At 70.3% G+C, this 17,392-nt stretch carries 16 protein-coding genes and 1 pseudogene; 10 read left to right on the forward strand and 7 right to left on the reverse strand.

What is annotated here, in order from left to right:
• The first annotated feature begins 87 nt into the window (after positions 1-87).
• The gene (locus QGN31_RS04580; RefSeq protein ID WP_014385739.1) at positions 88-732 is read left to right on the forward strand and encodes a nitroreductase family protein; all 645 of its coding nucleotides are present in this window, start codon (positions 88-90) and stop codon (positions 730-732) included.
• A gap of 59 nt (positions 733-791) precedes the next feature.
• Here QGN31_RS04580 and QGN31_RS04585 read toward each other — a convergent pair whose 3' ends face one another.
• Together QGN31_RS04585 and QGN31_RS04590 are read right to left on the reverse strand one after the other, a co-directional pair.
• A complete protein-coding gene (locus QGN31_RS04585; RefSeq protein WP_008260074.1) occupies positions 792-1,127 on the reverse strand; it encodes a YciI family protein in 336 nt (111 codons plus the stop codon).
• A gap of 48 nt (positions 1,128-1,175) precedes the next feature.
• Positions 1,176-1,640 carry a tRNA (cytidine(34)-2'-O)-methyltransferase gene (locus QGN31_RS04590; protein ID WP_008260072.1) on the reverse strand — a complete coding sequence of 155 codons (465 nt, stop codon included), beginning with the start codon at positions 1,638-1,640 and terminating at the stop codon, positions 1,176-1,178.
• Positions 1,641-1,657: 17 nt separating this feature from the next.
• Between QGN31_RS04590 and QGN31_RS04595 the strand changes: the two genes are divergently transcribed.
• From QGN31_RS04595 to QGN31_RS04620, 6 genes are all read left to right on the forward strand, one after another.
• Positions 1,658-2,263: a class I SAM-dependent methyltransferase gene (locus QGN31_RS04595; RefSeq protein ID WP_008260070.1), complete on the forward strand. Its 606-nt coding sequence runs from the start codon at positions 1,658-1,660 to the stop codon at positions 2,261-2,263.
• Positions 2,264-2,513: 250 nt separating this feature from the next.
• The gene (locus tag QGN31_RS04600; protein WP_014385738.1) at positions 2,514-5,300 is read left to right on the forward strand and encodes a sensor histidine kinase; all 2,787 of its coding nucleotides are present in this window, start codon (positions 2,514-2,516) and stop codon (positions 5,298-5,300) included.
• Positions 5,297-5,698 carry a serine protease inhibitor gene (locus QGN31_RS04605; RefSeq protein WP_009956847.1) on the forward strand — a complete coding sequence of 134 codons (402 nt, stop codon included), beginning with the start codon at positions 5,297-5,299 and terminating at the stop codon, positions 5,696-5,698. The genes QGN31_RS04600 and QGN31_RS04605 overlap by 4 nt, the downstream gene beginning before the upstream one ends.
• A 6-nt stretch (positions 5,699-5,704) precedes the next feature.
• Positions 5,705-6,088, forward strand: coding sequence for a DUF742 domain-containing protein (locus QGN31_RS04610; protein ID WP_009956846.1), 384 nt, complete (start codon positions 5,705-5,707; stop codon positions 6,086-6,088).
• On the forward strand, positions 6,069-6,656 hold the full coding sequence (locus QGN31_RS04615) for a GTP-binding protein (RefSeq protein ID WP_008260062.1): 588 nt from the start codon (positions 6,069-6,071) through the stop codon (positions 6,654-6,656). Before QGN31_RS04610 ends, QGN31_RS04615 begins: the two co-directional genes overlap by 20 nt.
• Positions 6,653-7,222, forward strand: a complete 570-nt coding sequence (locus tag QGN31_RS04620; protein ID WP_014385737.1) for a pentapeptide repeat-containing protein — start codon at positions 6,653-6,655, stop codon at positions 7,220-7,222. The genes QGN31_RS04615 and QGN31_RS04620 overlap by 4 nt, the downstream gene beginning before the upstream one ends.
• A 3-nt stretch (positions 7,223-7,225) precedes the next feature.
• Here the strand turns inward: QGN31_RS04620 and QGN31_RS04625 are convergent, their stop codons facing one another.
• From QGN31_RS04625 to QGN31_RS04635, 3 genes are read right to left on the reverse strand one after another with little or no spacing between them, the layout of a single operon-like run.
• On the reverse strand, positions 7,226-9,577 hold the full coding sequence (locus tag QGN31_RS04625) for an ATP-binding cassette domain-containing protein (RefSeq protein ID WP_014385736.1): 2,352 nt from the start codon (positions 9,575-9,577) through the stop codon (positions 7,226-7,228).
• Positions 9,578-9,613: 36 nt separating this feature from the next.
• A complete protein-coding gene (locus QGN31_RS04630; protein ID WP_041785791.1) occupies positions 9,614-12,277 on the reverse strand; it encodes an FHA domain-containing protein in 2,664 nt (887 codons plus the stop codon).
• Between the two features lie 30 nt (positions 12,278-12,307).
• Positions 12,308-13,522, reverse strand: coding sequence for an NADH:flavin oxidoreductase (locus QGN31_RS04635; protein WP_014385734.1), 1,215 nt, complete (start codon positions 13,520-13,522; stop codon positions 12,308-12,310).
• An 82-nt stretch (positions 13,523-13,604) separates the two neighbouring features.
• Here QGN31_RS04635 and QGN31_RS04640 point away from each other — a divergent pair, with 82 nt between their 5' ends.
• Both QGN31_RS04640 and QGN31_RS04645 read left to right on the forward strand, forming a co-directional pair.
• Positions 13,605-14,450 carry a bifunctional methylenetetrahydrofolate dehydrogenase/methenyltetrahydrofolate cyclohydrolase gene (locus tag QGN31_RS04640; protein WP_014385733.1) on the forward strand — a complete coding sequence of 282 codons (846 nt, stop codon included), beginning with the start codon at positions 13,605-13,607 and terminating at the stop codon, positions 14,448-14,450.
• The gene (locus QGN31_RS04645; protein WP_008260053.1) at positions 14,447-14,728 is read left to right on the forward strand and encodes a DUF3017 domain-containing protein; all 282 of its coding nucleotides are present in this window, start codon (positions 14,447-14,449) and stop codon (positions 14,726-14,728) included. The genes QGN31_RS04640 and QGN31_RS04645 overlap by 4 nt, the downstream gene beginning before the upstream one ends.
• Here the strand turns inward: QGN31_RS04645 and QGN31_RS04650 are convergent.
• Positions 14,725-15,282 (reverse strand): DUF732 domain-containing protein, encoded by a 558-nt coding sequence (locus tag QGN31_RS04650; protein ID WP_014942848.1) that lies wholly within the window; start codon positions 15,280-15,282, stop codon positions 14,725-14,727. The two genes, QGN31_RS04645 and QGN31_RS04650, sit on opposite strands and share 4 nt — an antisense overlap.
• A gap of 385 nt (positions 15,283-15,667) precedes the next feature.
• On the opposite strand from QGN31_RS04650, the pseudogene QGN31_RS04655 reads away from it, so the two are divergent.
• Positions 15,668-16,917: pseudogene (locus QGN31_RS04655) on the forward strand (HNH endonuclease signature motif containing protein).
• A 26-nt stretch (positions 16,918-16,943) separates the two neighbouring features.
• Here QGN31_RS04655 and QGN31_RS04660 read toward each other — a convergent pair.
• A complete protein-coding gene (locus QGN31_RS04660) occupies positions 16,944-17,378 on the reverse strand; it encodes a VOC family protein (protein WP_014385730.1) in 435 nt (144 codons plus the stop codon).
• Positions 17,379-17,392 lie beyond the last annotated feature (14 nt).

Raw genomic sequence — 17,392 nt, forward strand, 5'->3', positions numbered from 1 at the left:
ACTCAGGGCGCAGACTCCGCCGAATCGTCGCCGTGAGTGCACGTTCGGCGTGAACCGGCCGGCCCGCCGCGTCGGTAGTCTCCACCCATGACCATCAACCTGTCCGTCGACGAAGTCCTCACCACCACCCGCTCGGTCCGCAAGCGCCTCGACTTCGACAAGCCGGTCAGCCGCGACGTGCTCAGGGAATGCCTCGAACTCGCGCTGCAGGCGCCCACCGGGTCCAACGCGCAGGGCTGGCAGTGGGTCTTCGTCGAGGACGCCGAGAAGAAGAAGGCGATCGCCGACGTCTACCTGGCCAACGCCCGCGGCTACCTCAGCGCTCCGGGGGCCGCGTACCCCGACGGGGACACCCGCGGCGAGCGGATGGGCGCGGTCCGCGATTCCGCCACCTACCTCGCCGAGCACATGCACGAGGCGCCGGTGCTGTTGATCCCCTGCCTCGAGGGCCGCCCGGACAAGTCGCCGTTGGGTGGGGTGTCGTTCTGGGCGTCGCTGTTCCCGGCGGTCTGGAGCTTCTGCCTGGCGCTGCGCTCGCGGGGACTGGGGTCGTGCTGGACGACGCTGCACCTGCTGCGCGACGGCGAGCAACAGGTCGCCGACATCGTGGGCATCCCGCGCGACCGTTACAGCCAGGGCGGCCTGTTCCCGATCGCCTACACCAAGGGCACCGACTTCCGCCCGGCCAAGCGGCTGCCCGCCGAGCAGGTCACGCACTGGAACAGCTGGTGACCGCGGCGTTCGCGCGGGCGACTTAGCCGGGCGCGGCGGGTCGCCACGATCAAAGAGAGCTAGGTCGGCCAGGACATCAGCGGCCACACCTCGACGACCCCGTGCGCGACGGCGCACGGGGTCTGGCTCACCCGCTCGATCGCCGCGTCGAGATCGTCGGCCTCCAAGACCGCGAACCCGGCAATCGGCAGCGCCGAATGCAGATAGGGCCCGGGCTCGATCCGCACGCCGGCGCCGTCCGGATTGCGCACCTGAACGGGGTGTCCGGCGGTCCCGATGAGGGCACCCGCGGCGCGCAGCGCGTCATCGCGCGCGTGCGCGGCCTGCCTGCACTCGTCGCTCACGCGGTGGTACCCGGCCGCGTCCCCGTAACCGATGGTGATGAAGGTAGCCATGCCGTGCTGACTTCCCGCGGGCGCGAAACTCACCGCGGCGATCGCGACCTAGGTCGCCCCGGCGTACTCGTGCTGCCGCCACGCCTCGTAGACGGCGACCGCCGCGGCGTTGGACAGGTTCAGCGAGCGCCGGCCCGCCAGCATCGGGATGCGGACCTGCCCGGTGATGTGCGGGTCGGCCAGCGTCGCCGCGTCCAGCCCGGTGGGCTCGGGGCCGAACATCAGCACGTCGCCCGCGCGGTAGCGCACCTGCGCGAACGAGGTGGGCGCGTGCGAGGTGAACGCGAAGACCCGCTCGGGCGACAGCGCGTCCCAGGCCGCCGCCAACGAGGCGTGCACGGTCACCGAGGCCAGGTCGTGGTAGTCCAGCCCCGCCCGTCGCAGCTTGGGTTCGGACAGGTCGAAGCCCATCGGCTCGACCAGATGCAATTCGCAACCCGTCGCCGCCGCCGTGCGGATGGCGTTGCCCGTATTGGGGGCGATGCGCGGGGAGTAGAACATCAGCTTGAACACAACGCGATAATGGTCGCATGGTCGAGCAGAGCATTTGGATGCAGAAGGTCGCTGCCGATCCCGGGCATTCGCATTGGTATATCGAGCGGTTCCGCGCCATGGCCCGCGCGGGTGACGACCTGGCCGGCGAGGCCCGCTTCGTGGACGCCATGGCCCCCCGCGGCGCCCGCATCCTCGACGCCGGCTGCGGGCCCGGCCGGTTGGGCGGCTACCTGGCCGGCGCCGGCCACCGGGTGGTCGGCGTGGACGTCGACCCCGCGCTCATCGCCGCGGCCGAACAGGACCATCCCGGCCCGCGCTGGCTGGTCGGCGACCTCGCCGAGCTCGACCTGCCCGCGCGCGGCATCGCCGACCCGTTCGACGTCATCGTCTCCGCCGGCAACGTCATGACGTTTCTGGCCCCCAGCACCCGGGTCCGAGTGCTGAGCCGGCTGCGCGCCCACGTCGCCGGCGACGGTCGCGCGGCGATCGGCTTCGGCGCCGGGCGCGACTATGACTTCGACGTGTTTCTGAACGACGCGGTCGACGCGGGATTCGCGATCGACGTGCTGCTGTCCACCTGGGATCTGCGGCCGTTCACCGACGACTCCGACTTCCTGGTCGCAATCCTTCGGCCCGCCTAGCGTTTTCGCGGGATCGGTGTTTGCCAGGACCGACCGCGGGCGCGCGGCGCCACCTTGGAGGGACCTGTCTGCTCAGTAACGATTCTGGTGGGCTGGGCCGCGGGCTGTCATACTCGTCGGATTGCCACACTTACACGCGCGCGCCTATCTGGCGCGGGGCGGGTGGAAATAAAGCAGGAAGTTTCATGAGCCTCTCGTTTTGTTCAGCGCTCAGGGTCAGCGCGGCGGCCGGTCATGCGGCCGCGATGACGTGACCATGTTCGCCCGCCCGGCCGGCGCGGCCGAGGCGGATGCCGCCCCGCCCGCACCGGTTCCCGGCGCCGACGCGGCGGCCAAACGCCCGCCCGCCTGGTCGCTGAGCAACTGGCCGGTCGGTTGGAAGGTGCTGGCGATCGTGCTGGTGCCGCTGATCTTGGTGACGGTTTTCGGTGTGCTTCGCATCGACACCGCGATGGACAGCGCGGCGCGCCTGAAACTGGCCGCCACCCGCGCCGACGTGGTCCCGGTGATCACCAAATACATGTCGGCCCTGGACGTCGCGCTGCAGGCCGGCTCCGCCGGGCGCGACGTCGAGGGCGCCAAAAAGAACTACGAGGCCCGCAAAGGCGAACTGCAGGGCCGGCTGGCCGACACCGACGTCACCGACGATGTCCGATCGGGCGTCAACACGCTGCTCGACGCCGGCCAGATGCTGGTGAGCAAGGCGTCTGACAGCGGCCTCGGTCTGCGGGAGCGGGTGACCCTGTACGCGCCGATCCTGTTGACGGCCGAAGACGTCATCAACGCCTCGGTGCGGGTCGACGACGAGCACATCCGCGCCCAGGCGCAGGGGTTGAGCCGGGCGGTCGGCGCGCGCGGGCAGATGACGATGCAGAAGATCCTCATCACCCGCGGGGCCGAACTGCCCGAGCCGCAGCTGCGCACCTCGATGGCCACCCTGGCGGGCACCGAACCGTCGACGCTGTTCGGCATGAGCGAAGTGCTCGGGGCGGGATCGCCCGAGGCCAAGACGCTGCAACAGCAGATGGTGGCCCGGATGGCGATCATGTCCGACCCGGCCAGCGTGCTCGTCGACAACGCGGACCTGCTGCGGTCCGTCCAAGCCACCGACGACATCGCCGACCAGGTCATCAAGAACGTCACCGCCTCAGTGACCAAGGCGGTGCACGCCCAGGCCGCCGACCGGCGCAGCGCCGCGATCCTCGACACCGTGTTGGTGCTGGCGGCGATCGTCATCGCTCTGGTCGTGGTGCTGCTGGTGGCGCGCGCGTTGGTGCGGCCGCTGCGCATCCTGCGCGACGGCGCGCTCAAGGTCGCCCACACCGATCTCGAGGAGGAGGTCGCCCGGGTGAAAGCCGGTGGGGCCGAACCGATTCCGACGCCGCTGCCGGTCTACACGACCGAGGAGATCGGTCAGGTCGCCCACGCCGTCGACGAACTGCACACCCAGGCCCTGCTGCTGGCCGGCGACGAGGCGCGGTTGCGGCTGCTGGTCAACGACATGTTCGAGACCATGTCGCGGCGCAGCCGGTCGCTGGTCGACCAGCAGCTGGCGCTCATCGACCGGCTGGAGCGCAACGAGGAGAACCCCGAACGCCTCGACAGCCTGTTCCGGCTGGACCACCTGGCCGCCCGGCTGCGCCGCAACAGCGCCAACCTGCTGGTGCTGGCCGGCGCGCAGCTCGCGCGCGACCAGCGCGACCCGGTGCCGCTGGCCACGGTGATCAACGCCGCGGTATCCGAGGTCGAGGACTATCGCCGCGTCGAGATCGCCGGGCTGCCCGAGTGCGCGCTGGTGGGCGCGGCCGCGGGCGGCGCCATCCACCTGTTCGCCGAGCTGATCGACAACGCCCTGCGCTACTCGCCGCCGACGACGTCGGTGCGGGTCTCGGCGTCCCGCGGCGGTGACGGCGGGGTCGTGGTGCGGATCGCCGACTCCGGTCTGGGGATGAACGACGCCGACCGCCGCATCGCCAACATGCGCCTGCAGGCCGGCGGCGACGTCAGCCCCGACAACGCGCGCCACATGGGGCTGTTCGTGGTGGGCCGGATCGCGGGCCGGCACGGCATCCGGGTGGGGCTGCGCGGCCCCGCGGCCAACGAGACGGGTACGGGCACCACCGCCGAGATCTACCTGCCGCCGACGGTCCTCACCGGCCTGGCCGCCGCGGAATCGGCTGCGCCCCGGCACATTCGGGCGGTGTCGTCTCCGAGCGCCAAACTCGCCAGCGCGATCGCCGCGCCCCCGCCCGCCGACGACGCGCGGCGGCACGACGGCACGCGCGAGCCGGCGGCCCGCAACGCCCCGCCCGCGCCCGGGCCGTCGGTCACCCTGCTGCCGCGCCGCAACCCGGGTTCCAGCGGCATCACCGACGTCCCGACCCCGCCCGCCGAACCACCGCCCCCGCGGCGGCGCCGCGAGCTCGCGACCCCCTGGTGGGAAAACGCGCCCCAGGCCGCGCCGGCCGCCAGGCCCGAGGCCGCACCGAAGCCACCACCGCAGCCCACGCCCGCGCCGGAGCCCGCGCCCGAACCGGCGCCGGCTCCGCCGGTGCGGGCGGCATCGGACACCTCGGCCTTCTTCGCCGCCCGGCCCCGCGAACCCCGGCAAGACAAGCCCGCCGACCCGGCGACCGACGATGACGTCATCTACCGGCGGATGCTCTCGGAGATGCTGGGCGACCCGCACGACCTGGTCAACAGCCCCGACCTGGACTGGCAGTCGGTATGGGACCGCGGCTGGACCCTGGCGGCGGCCGCCGAGGACAAGCCCGTCGAGTCGCACACCACCGACCACGGCCTGCCGGTGCGCACGCCCGGCGCCCGGCTGGTGCCCGGCGGCGCCAACGCAACGGGTCTGGCCGAACGGGACGAGCCCGAGCACGGCCAGAACGGCAGATCGCACCGGGAGCCGCAGCACGCGGCCGTCACCCGCGACCCCGAGGCGGTGCGCGCCTCGTTCAGCAACCATTTCGGCGGCGTGCGCAGCGGACGCTCGCATGCCCGTGACACGGAGCAAGGACCCGACGAACAATGACCTCCCCCGACAACTCACTGGACTGGCTGGTGACCAGGTTCGCCCGCGAGGTCCCCGGCGTCGCGCACGCGCTGCTGGTGTCCGTCGACGGGCTGCCCATCGCCGCCAGCGAGCACCTGCCCAGGGAACGCGCCGACCAGCTGGCCGCCGTCGCCTCCGGGCTGGCCAGCCTGGCGACCGGCGCCGCGCAGCTGTTCGAGGGCGGGCAGGTGCTGCAGTCGGTCGTCGAGATGGCCAACGGCTACCTGCTGTTGATGCGCGTCGGGGATGGCTCGCATCTCGCGACGCTCGCCGTGACGTCGTGCGACATCGGTCAGATCGGCTACGAGATGGCCGTCCTCGTCGAACGGGTCGGGGGCGTGGTGCAGTCGACCCGCCGGTCCGCCGCCCACTCGTGAGCCGCGATGGACACCCCCGAGAGCTGGCCCGCACACCGTAAGGGGAACCTGGTCCGCCCGTACACCCTGACGTCCGGCCGGACCGACACCAACGTCGAGCTCCCCCTGGAGGCGCCGCTGCAGACTCTGCAGCCCGGCGCCCCCCACCGGTATCCGCCCAACGACGCGCGGGGCAGAATCATCCAGCTGTGCGGCCAGGGCCCGCCGAGCCCGTCGGTCGCCGAAATTTCGGCCCGGCTGGACCTGCCGCTCGGCGTCGCGCGCGTCCTCGTCGGGGATCTGGTGCTGTCCGGCTACCTTCGGGTGCACAGGACGTTGTCCGAGCGTTCGACCCGAGATGAGCGTCACGAACTCATAGGAAGGACCCTGCGTGGCTTACGCGCACTCTGAGGTGCAGCAAGATTCCGGCGCGCACGCGTCGACGAAGATCGTGATCGCCGGCGGATTCGGCGCCGGCAAGACCACCTTCGTCGGGGCGGTGTCGGAGATCATGCCGCTGCGCACCGAGGCGATGCTGACCGACGCCTCGACCGGCGTCGACGCCCTCGAGGCCACCCCGGACAAGCGGACCACCACCGTCGCGATGGACTTCGGCCGGATCACCCTGGCCGAAGACCTGGTGCTCTACCTGTTCGGCACGCCGGGGCAGCGCCGCTTCTGGTTCATGTGGGACGACCTGGTCCGCGGCGCCATCGGGGCGGTGGTGCTGGTCGACTGCCGGCGCCTGCAGGACAGCTTCGCCGCCGTGGACTTCTTCGAGCACCGCAACCTGCCGTTCCTGGTCGCGGTCAACGAGTTCGACGGGGCCCCGCGCTACCCGGTCGCCGAGGTGCGCGAAGCGCTGACCCTGCCCCCGCACATCCCGGTGATCACGGTCGACGCCCGCGATCGCCGGTCGGCGACCGACGCCTTGATCGCGGTCAGCGAATACGCCCTGGCCACCCTGACGCCCAATTGAGCGAGGAGTGGGTCGACCGCGAGTTCGACGGCCACGACTTCACCGACGAAGACCTGAGCCGCTTGCGGACCGAGCGGACCGTGTTCACCGAATGCAATTTCAGCGGCGCCAACCTGGCCGAGTCGCAGCACCGCGGCTCGGCCTTCCGCAACTGCTCGTTTCACCGGACGTCGTTGTGGCACAGCTCTTTTGCCCAATGCTCGATGCTGGGGTCGGTGTTCGTGCAGTGCCGGCTGCGGCCGATCACGTTCGACGAGGTGGATTTCACGCTCGCCGTGCTCGCCGGCATCGACCTGCGGGGCGTCGACTTCAGCGGCTGCCGGCTGCGGGAGGCCAGCCTGGTGGAGGCCGACCTGCGCAAGGCCGTGCTGCGCGGCGCGGACCTGCGTGGCGCGCGGACCGCCGGCGCCCGGCTCGACGGCGCCGATCTGCGCGGCACCACCGCCGACCCCGGGTTGTGGACGACCGCGTCGCTGGCCGGCGCCCGCGTCGACGTCGACCAGGCGGTGGCCTTCGCGCTGGCGCACGGGCTTCGACTGGATGGGGGCCCGCACGACGACGGCTGAGGTTCAGCGCGCGAGCCGGATGCGCCAGCGCACCAGCGCGCCATAGCCGACCGAGAGCGCCGCGAGCATGCCCATGTCGAGCAGCCAGGCCGCCGGCGCGTGCTGGAAATGGCTGTCCCGGGGACTTTGCGGGCCGGGCGAGACCGCCCACAGGTCGACGGTCGACCCTTGCGCGGCGTATCCCCACCGCGACGGCATCAGCCAGGACGCCTGGTCCAGAAGGATCCGGTCGGTGACCGGCACCATCCCACCGCAGAGCACCATCTGCATCATCAGCGACACCACCAGCATCGGCATCACCTGCTCGCCCGTGCGGGCGAGCGCCGAGAGCAGCAGGCCCAGCATCGCCGCGGCCACACACGTCGCCGCCACGGCGACGAACAGCTCGACGGTGGCCGCCGAGCTAGAGGGACCGAGCAGCACCGCTGGTCGCGTCGGCGGCCCCTTGCCCAGCACCACGATGGCGGTGGCGATGGCCGCCTGGGCGACGGCGAACCCGCAGAACACCGCGACCTTGGCCAGCAGGTACGCGGTGGTCGACAGGCCGACGGCCTGTTCGCGCCGGAAGATCGGCCGCTCGCCGATGAGGTCGCGGATGGTCAGCGCGGTGCCCATGAACGCGGCCGCCATGGTGAGCAGGGTCAGGATCATCCCGGCCTCGCCCGCCGACTCGCCGGCCGGGTCGGCGTAGCCGAAGCCGGCGCTGCCGGGAACGGTCAGCGACAGCGCGCCCATGACGAACGGCAGCACGGCCAGGAACACGAAATAGGCGCGGTCGGACACCACCAGCCGGACCTGTCGGCGCGCGATGGTGGAGAACTGGTGGCGCTTGCTGGTGCGTGGCGGCGCGCCGAGCTCGGCCGGCGCCTGGGTCCGCCGCGGGGGCGGCGGTCTGTTCTGGGCCAGAAAGCGGCGATTGGCCTCGTCCGGGTCGGCGCCCACCTTCGCGAAGATGTGCGCCCAGTTGGTGGTTCCCATGGCGGGACCGATCCGGGCGGGCGGACCCAGGAACGCCGTCTTGCCGCCCGGCGCCATCAGCAACACCTGGTCGCAGACGTCGAGGTAGGTCAGCGAGTGCGTCACCACCAGCACGACGCGGCCGGCGTCGGCGAGTTGCCGCAGCATCGTCATGACCTGCAGATCCAGCGCGGGGTCCAGGCCCGACGTGGGTTCGTCGAGGATCAGCAGCGACGGCCCGGTGAGCAGCTCGAGCGCCACCGACGCGCGCTTGCGCTGCCCGCCGGACAGCCTGTCGACCCGGGTGTTCGCGTGCTCGGTCAGGCCGAGCTCGTCGAGGACCTCGGCGACGACCCGGCCCCGGTCGGCTTTGCTGGTGTCCGGCGGCAGGCGCAGCTCGGCGGCGTATCCGAGGGCCTGGCTGACCGTGAGCTGCCGGTGCACGACGTCGTCTTGGGGGACCATCCCGATCCGGGTGCGCAGCGACGCGTACTCGGTGTGAATGTCGTGGCCCTCGAAGGTGACCGAGCCCGACGTCGGGGTGGCGTACCCGGCGATCAGCCGCGACAGCGTCGTCTTGCCCGCGCCGGAGCCGCCGATGAGCGCGGTCAGTGTGCCGGGGCGGGCGGTTAGCGAGATCCGTTCCAGCAGGCGCTTGTCACCGATGGCGAAGTTGACCTCGCGCACCTCGAGGCCGCCGGCGCGGGTCGCCGCCTCCTGCAGGCGAACCAGCGCGCCGCCGCGCAACACCAGGTCGACGTTGCCGATCGTCACCACGTCGCCCTCGGACAGCGCCGCCGAGGTGACCCTGACCCCGTTGACGAAGGTGCCGTTGCTGCTGTTCGCGTCGCGGATCTCGGGGCCGGCCGGTGTCGGCGTCAAGAAGGCGTGGCGGCGCGAGGCCAGCACGTCGTGGATGACGATGTCGTTGTCGAGCGCGCGGCCGATCCAGGCGGCCCGCCCGGTCACCGGCCGGCGATCGCCTTCGGGTCCCGCGACGGCGACCCGGGTGGTGGGGAACTCCCCGGCGTCGGCCGGCGGCTGCGGCGCGGTGCGCCCGGCGTCCCTGCGCCGAAAGGAGCGTGCCGGCGGGCGTCCCAGTTCGAAGGTGATCCGCGGGCCGTCGGGCTTGCCGATGTTGATGCTCTGGCCGTCGCGGATGTCGACGACCGGCACCCGCCGGCCGTCGAGGTAGACGCCGTTGAGCGTGTTGTTGTCGACCGCGAGCCACCGGCCCCGATCGAAGCGCAACAGCAGGTGCGCGCGGGCGATCAACGGGTGCGCGACCCGCAGGTCGGCGCGCAGGTCGTTGCCGACGACGACGTCGCGGCCGGCGGTGAAGCTGCCCTGCGAGTGCTCGGATCGCGCCGTCAGCAGGGGCTGGGCAGGTCGGGTCATCGCATCCCAGATTAGGGTCGCCGCCTGAGAGCCGCCTCAGCGTTTCAGCCGGATGTGCCAGCGCACGATGCCGGTGTAGGCGATCGAGAGCAGCGCGAGCATGGCCATGTCGAAGACGAAGATGTGTTTCGAGTGCTGCCAGATCGGGTCGTTGGTGGGGATCTGCTTGACCTTCACCAGCGACGGGAAGTCGATCGAGGACGCGCCCGCCGCGTAGCCCCAGCGGGCGGGCGTCAACCACGCCAGCTGTTCCAGCCCGATGCGCTGATACACCGGGATCATCCCGCTGGAGAACACCAGCTGCGACATGATCGACACCACCAGCAGCGGCATGATCTGCTCGTTGGACTGCGCCAGGGCGGACAGCAGCAGGCCGAGCATGGCCGAGGCCACACAGGTGCCCGCGACGGTGACGAACAGCGAGAAGGTGGAGTTGCCGAAGAACTGCGGGTGCGCGGTCGGCGCGCCCTTCCCCAGCCGCACGATGATGGTCGCGATCGCCGCCTGGCCCGTGGCGAAGACGCAGAACACCGCGATCTTGGCCAACAGATAGGCGGTGGTCGACAGGCCGACGGCCTGCTCCCGCTTGAAGATGGCGCGCTCGCCGATGAGATCCCGGATGGTCAGCGCGGTGCCCATGAAGACGGCGCCGATGTTGAGCAGCACCATGATGTACTGCGGCTGGGTGGGTGCGGGGCCCATCGGGTCGGCCGGCCCGAGGCCGGGGTGCGGGCCCTTAACCGTCAGCGACAACGCGCCGATGAGGAACGGCAGGATCGCCAGGAAGATCGTGTAGCCACGGTCGGACACGACGAGGCGAACCTGGCGGCGCGCGATCGTGGACAGCTGCCGCCACAGGTTGGTTTGGGGTGGTTCGCCCAGGTCCGCCGGGCTCTGCGGGGTCGGCGGCTGCGACGACTGCTGATTGCGCTCCTTGAAGCGCCGGTTGGCCTCGTCCGGGTCGGCGCCCACCTTGGCGAAGATGTCGGCCCAATTGCGGGTGCCCATGGCCGCCTCGACCTGGTCGGGTGGCCCGCAGAACGCGGTCTTGCCGCCGGGCGCGACCAGCAGGATCTGGTCGCACACGTCCAGGTAGGACACCGAGTGGGTCACCACCAGCACCACGCGGCCCGCGTCGGCGAGCTGGCGCAGCATCAGCATGACCTGGCGGTCCAGCGCCGGGTCCAGCCCGGACGTCGGCTCGTCGAGCAGCAGCAGCGACGGCTGGGTGAGCAGCTCGAGCGCGACCGAGGCGCGCTTGCGCTGGCCGCCCGAGAGCTTGTCGACCCGCGTCTCGGCGTGCTGGGTCATGTCGAGTTCCTCGAGCACCTGGGCGACGACGCGGGCGCGTTCCTCTTTGCTGGTGTCGGGCGGCAGGCGCAGTTCGGCGGCGTAGTTGAGGGCCTGGTTGACCGTGAGCTGGCGGTGCACGACGTCGTCCTGGGGGACCATCCCGATCCTGCTGCGCATGGACGCGTACTCGGTGTGGATGTTGTGGCCCTCGAAGGTCACCGTGCCCGACGTGGGGCTGGTGTAGCCGACGATCAGCCGCGACAGCGTGGTCTTCCCGGCGCCCGAACCGCCGATGATGGCCGTGAGTGTCCCGGGCCGGGCGGTCAGTGAGATGTGGTCGAGCAACTGCTTGCCGTGGTCGACGGTGTAGCAGACGGAGTTGACCTCCAGGCCGCCGGTCCGCGTCGCCGCCTCGGTGCGCCGGACCAGGCCGTCGCCCGTGAACACCAGGTCGACGTTGCCGATGGTGACCACGTCGCCCTCGGTCAACACCGCGGACCCGACCCGGACGCCGTTGACGAAGGTGCCGTTCACGCTGTGCGCGTCGCGGATCTCGGTGCCCAGCGGCGTCTGGATCAAGAACGCGTGATGGCGCGAGGCGAGCACGTCCTGGATGACGATGTCGTTGTCGGTGGCCCGCCCGATGGTTTGCGACCCGGCCGGTTTCTGGATCGCGCCGGACCGCGACGGCCGCAGCGCCTGGAACATCTTGGTCGCCAGGTTCGCCACCTCGGGCGGCTTGGCGTTGGCGGGTGCGGCCCGGGTGGGCGCGGGGATGTGCTGCGCCGGCGGGGGGCTGTGGACGGGTGCTTGCAGGGGGGAATTGTGCGGCGGGGGTGGCGCGGCGGGCGGGTAGGCGGGCGGTCGCCCACCGCCGGCGCCGTACATGGTTTGGCCCGCCGGGCCGGGCCGGGGAGCGGGCTGCGGCCGCCGCGGCGGCGCCGCCCAGTTGGGCGTGCGCCCGGCTGGAGGCGGCGGCGGCCCGGGTGGAGCGGCGACGGGCGGGCCCGGTTGCGCCGACCACGCCGCCGGCTGCGGCGGGGCCGCCACCGGGATGTTCATCGATTCGGTCTTGGGCGGGCGCCCGGCCATGCCTTGGTGGCGGCCGACGTCGAACGTCAGCAGCGGCCCGTCGGGGTTGCCGATGTTGAGGGTCTGCCCGTCGTGGATCTCGACGACGGGCACGCGCCGGCCGTTAACGAAAGTTCCGTTGAGCGAACCGTTGTCGATGGCCAGCCACTTGCCCTGGTCGAAACGCAGCAACAGGTGGGCCCGCGAAATCAGCGGATGCGTGATGCGCATGTCGGCCCGCAGATCGCGCCCGACGACCACATCGTGGCCGGCTGCGAAGGTACGTTCGGACCCTTCGTGATGGACGGTTAGCGCTGGCGGGGCTGGTGCTGACATCGCCACAACTGTAGCTTGCGGCCCTGTGGATCAGCGTGGAGCGGCCGCGGCGTCGGGCGCGCCGGTCACGACGCAGTGCGTCCGGCTGTAGATCGTCGGCATGCACTGATTGCAGTGCGTGCAGGCGGAGTGCACCCGGTGCTGGGCGTCCTCGGCGGCGATCCGGTTGATCAGGTCAGGCTCGGCGAGCAGCGCGCGGGCCATCGCGACGAACTCGAAACCCTCGGCCATCGCCAGGTCCATCGTCTCGCGGTTGGTGATGCCGCCGAGCAGGATCAACGGCATCTTCAACTCGGCGCGAAACAGCTTGGCGTCGCGCAATAAATAGGCCTCGCGGTAGGGGTATTCGCGCAGGAACTTCTTGCCCGTCATGCGCATGCCCCAGCGCAGCGGCGGCTTGAACGCGCCAGCGAACTGCTTGAGCGGCGCGTCGCCGCGGAACAGGTACATCGGATTGACCAGCGAGCTGCCCGCGGTCAGTTCGATCGCGTCGAGCCCACCGTCCTCTTCCAGCCACTTGGCGGTGGTCAGCGATTCGTCGGTGCTGATGCCGCCGCGAACGCCGTCGGCCATGTTCAGCTTGGCGGTCACCGCGATCGGCGTGCCTTCCTTTTCGACCGCGCGGCGGACGGCCATCACCATCCCGCGGGCGACCTTCGCCCGGTTCTGCAGCGATCCGCCGAATTCGTCGTCGCGGCGATTGATCAGCGGGGACAGGAACGAACTCGCCAAGTAGTTGTGGCCCAGGTGGATTTCGACGGCGTCGAAGCCCGCTTCGATGGCCAGCCGGGCGGCGTTCGCGTGGCCTTCGATGACGTCGTCGATATCCTCACGGGTGGCCTTCTTGGCGAACCGCATACCGATCGGGTTGAAGAATCGGACCGGCGCCAGCGCCTTCGCCTTGTTGGACTTGGCGTTGGCGACCGGGCCGGCGTGGCCGATCTGCGCGCTGACCGCCGCGCCCTCGGCGTGGATCGCGTCGGTGAGCCGCCGGAACCCGGGCACGGCCTCGGGCCGCATCCAGATGCCGTTGCCCTCGGTGCGACCGCCGGGGGAGACGGCGCAGTAGGCGACGGTCGTCATGCCGACCCCGCCGGCGGCCGGCAGCCGGTGGTATTCGATGAGGTCGTCGGTCACCAGCGCCTCGGGCGTGCGCGCCTCGAACGTGGCTGACTTGATGGTGCGGTTACGCAGCGTTATCGGACCGAGCTTCGCGGGGCTGAAGACGTCCGGAGGGGTAGACATACCGGGAGCCTAATGGCGATCGCGAGCGCGGCGTAGCCGGGCGCGGCGGGTCGCCATCATCGAGATCTGCCAGACTGTCAGCGTGGGAGCAATCACGCTGGACGGCAAGGCCACCCGGGACGAGATCTTCGTCGACCTCAAGCAGCGCGTGGCCGTATTGACCGCATCGGGACGCACCCCCGGTTTGGGCACCATCCTGGTGGGCGACGACCCGGGCTCCCAGGCGTACGTGCGGGGTAAACACGCCGACTGCGCCAAGGTCGGGATCACCTCGATCCGCCGCGACCTGCCCGCCGACATCAGCACCGCCACGCTCAACGAGACCATCGACGAGCTCAACGCTAACCCCGACTGCACCGGCTACATCGTGCAGTTGCCGCTGCCCAAGCACCTGGACGAGAACGCGGCGCTGGAGCGCGTCGACCCGAACAAGGACGCCGACGGGCTGCACCCGACCAATCTGGGCCGGCTGGTGCTCAACAACCCTGCCCCGCTGCCGTGCACGCCGCGCGGCATCGTGCACCTGCTGCGCCGCTACGACGTCGAGATCGCCGGGGCGCACGTGGTCGTCATCGGCCGCGGTGTGACTGTCGGTCGCCCGTTGGGGCTGCTGCTGACCCGCCGTTCGGAGAACGCGACGGTGACGTTGTGCCACACCGGAACTCGCGACCTGCAGGCGTTGACCAAACAGGCCGACATCATCGTGGCCGCCGTCGGGGTCCCGCACCTGCTGACCGCCGACATGGTGCGTCCCGGCGCCGCGGTGCTCGACGTCGGGGTGAGCCGGACCGACGACGGACTCGTCGGCGACGTGCATCCCGACGTGTGGGACGTGGCCGGGCACGTATCGCCCAACCCGGGCGGCGTGGGCCCCTTGACCCGGGCGTTCCTGCTGACCAACGTCGTCGAGCTGGCCGAACGGGAATGACCGCGCGGACCGTGCTGCGAGCCCAGTGGCCGATTCTGTTGGTGGGCTTGATCTTTGCCGCGGCACTGGTATTGGTGGGAGCCAACTTCTGGCGGCGGGGCTCGCTGTTGATCGGCATCGGTGTGGGCGTGGCCGCGCTGCTGCGATTGGTGCTATCCGAGGAGCGGGCCGGCCTATTGGTGGTGCGCGGCAAGGGAATCGACTTCATCACCACCGCGGCGGTCGGGGCGGCGATGGATTACATCGCCTGGACGATCGACCCGCTGGGCACCGTCTAGTAACTCGGCAGCGCCGGAATCTGTCCCGGCATCTGGCCGGCCATGCCCGGGATTTGGCCCGTCATTCCGGGGACCTGGCCACCCATGCCCGGGATCTGGCCCCCCATGCCCGGGATCTGGCCCCCCATTCCCGGGATCTGGCCGGGCATTCCCGGAACCTGCGGCATGGCGCCGGACAGGTTGCCGCTGGCGATGTTCGCCATCTCCTGGGGGCAGTACGTCTGGATCGCGATCGTGGTGAACATGCTCGCCATCTGCGGGGACATGCCACGGCCGGAGATGCTGGACGCTGCCCCGGCGAAGCTGCCGCCCGGCTGCGCGAGCATCGGGCAGATCGACTCGCCTACGGCCATCGCGTTTCCGGGTTCGCCGAAGTCGATGCCGGCGTGATTGAGCGCGTCGATGAAGTCGTCGCCGTTGCCCTCCGCTTCGGCCGGCGCCGCAAAGGCCGAGGCCACGGTGAGCAGGCCGGCGGCCGCGGCGAGCAGGCGAATGGTGAGGGGCTGTTGGCGCAAGACCCAGATCCATTGATGAGTTCGTGCAAGTGCCTTCACGCCAGCCTCCCCGTCCGCATGGAGTGCACCGACGGCACTCGAATCACGCCTACGAACTCTGATCTATCACTGTCACGTTTACGAAACGGTGGGGTAAAGGTTCGCACAATAAGCGTTTCGTGAGGTCGTTGTGTTCGCGATGTGGCTTATTGAGCAGCCGGAGGATCGGCCTTGTTCTCGGGATGGGATTTTTCGAAACCAATTGCGCGAGTGTGAATCTAGGGCGGCCTCAGAGCCGATTTTTGTCGGTGTGTGTCGATAGTTTGGCGGTGTGAGTTCCACTGGTCTGCCCGATGTCGACGCGGTGTTCGACGCGCTCGATGCTGAGGTGGACCGCGCGTGTGCGTTGGTGCTCGACGCGTTGACCGTGCAGCAGCAGCTGGCGGTGTTGGAGCGCTGTGAGAGGCTGCGCCGGCGCATTCCGGTCATCGAGTATCCGCTGCTCAATTCGCTGGCCCGCCAAGTCCCGTCCCAGGATCTGGGCGGCGGCTTGTCCCATGCTTTGACGGAACGCACCCTGATCAGCCGTCACGAAGCGTCTCGGCGTATCCAGGAAGCCCGCGACCTGGGACCCCGCCATGGACTGACCGGTGAACCCTTGCCGCCCGCCTTGGCCGCGACGGCCGCCGCCCAGCGCGCCGGAGACCTGGGCGCGGGTCAGGTGGCCGTGATCCGCAAGTTCTACCACCAACTTCCCGGCTGGGTGAGCGCTGCGGCCCGTGAGTTCGCCGAAGCCCAACTGGCCGGGTTCGGCACCCAGTTCGGTCCCGAACACCTCAAAGAATTGGCCCGCGGGCTCACCGATGCGCTTAACCCCGATGGCACGTTCACCGACGAGGACCGCGCCCGTAGCCGCGGGGTGACCCTGGGCAACCAACAAGCCGACGGCATGTCGGAGCTGCGGGGCCTGATCACCCCCGAACTACGCGCCACGCTGGAGGCCGTGGAAGCCAAACTCGGTGCGCCGGGCATGTGCAACCCTCTCGACGACATCCCGTGCGTGGAGGGGACGCCCAGCCAAGAGGCCATCGATCGTGATACCCGCTCGGCTGCTCAGCGCGGCCACGACGCCCTGCTGGCCGGGCTGCGTGGGCTGTTGGCCTCCGGGGAGTTGGGTCAGCACAACGGGTTACCGGCCTCGATCATCGTCACCACTACCCTGGCCGAGTTGGAGGCCGCCGCCGGGCGGGCCCTGACCGGTGGGGCACCATCCTGCCGATGAGTGAGGTGATCCGCCTGGGCCGCCACGCGCATCACTACTTGGCGATTTTCGATAAGGGCAAGGCCCTGGCGTTGTATCACACCAAGCGGCTGGCCTCCCCGGGGCAGCGAATTGTGTTGTATGCGAAGGACCGCGGCTGCACCGCCCCGGGCTGCACCGTGTCGGGCTATTACTGCGAAGTCCACCACACCACCGACTACGCCACCTGCCACAGCACCGACATCAACGACCTCACCTTCGCCTGCGGCCCGCATCACCGCATGCTCGACCCCGGCGGCTGGACCACCCGCAAGAACGCCAAGGGCGAGACCGAATGGAAACCACCACCCCACCTCGAGCGTAATCGGCCACGCACCAACACCTTCCACCATCCGGAGAAACTACTGCGTGACGACGACGATGACGGGTGGTAACCGGGCTGGGGTACTTGAACGACGGATCAGGCTTCCGAGAAGTCGGGCACTGTGATCGCGCCGTCGTCGGCTAGCGCGAACCCGGGGTTGTGGGCGATCTCCCATGCGTGACCATCGGGATCGCGGAACGCGCCCGCATACCCGCCGTAGAACGTTTCGGCAGCGGCGCGGGTGATGGTGGCTCCGGCATCTGTTGCCGCGGCCAGGATCTCGTCCACTTCGGCGCGCGACCGCACGTTGTGAGCCAAGGCGATGCCGCCGAAACCGTCATCGCCTTGATCGGCGATGCCGAGATCGGCCGAAAGCTTCTCTCGCGCCCACAGACTCACCGCGATGCCGCCCGCCTGAAAGAAGACGGTCTCCTGCACCACTTGACCGTGCCAGCCCAGGCGCTCATAGAAGCGGCGGGCGCGGTCCAGATCGGCAACGCCCAGGGTGATGAGACTCAGTCGCTGCTCCATGCGACGAGACACTA

It is taken from the genome of Mycobacterium sp. 2-64 (assembly GCF_035918375.1).
Lineage (GTDB): Bacteria > Actinomycetota > Actinomycetes > Mycobacteriales > Mycobacteriaceae > Mycobacterium > Mycobacterium intracellulare.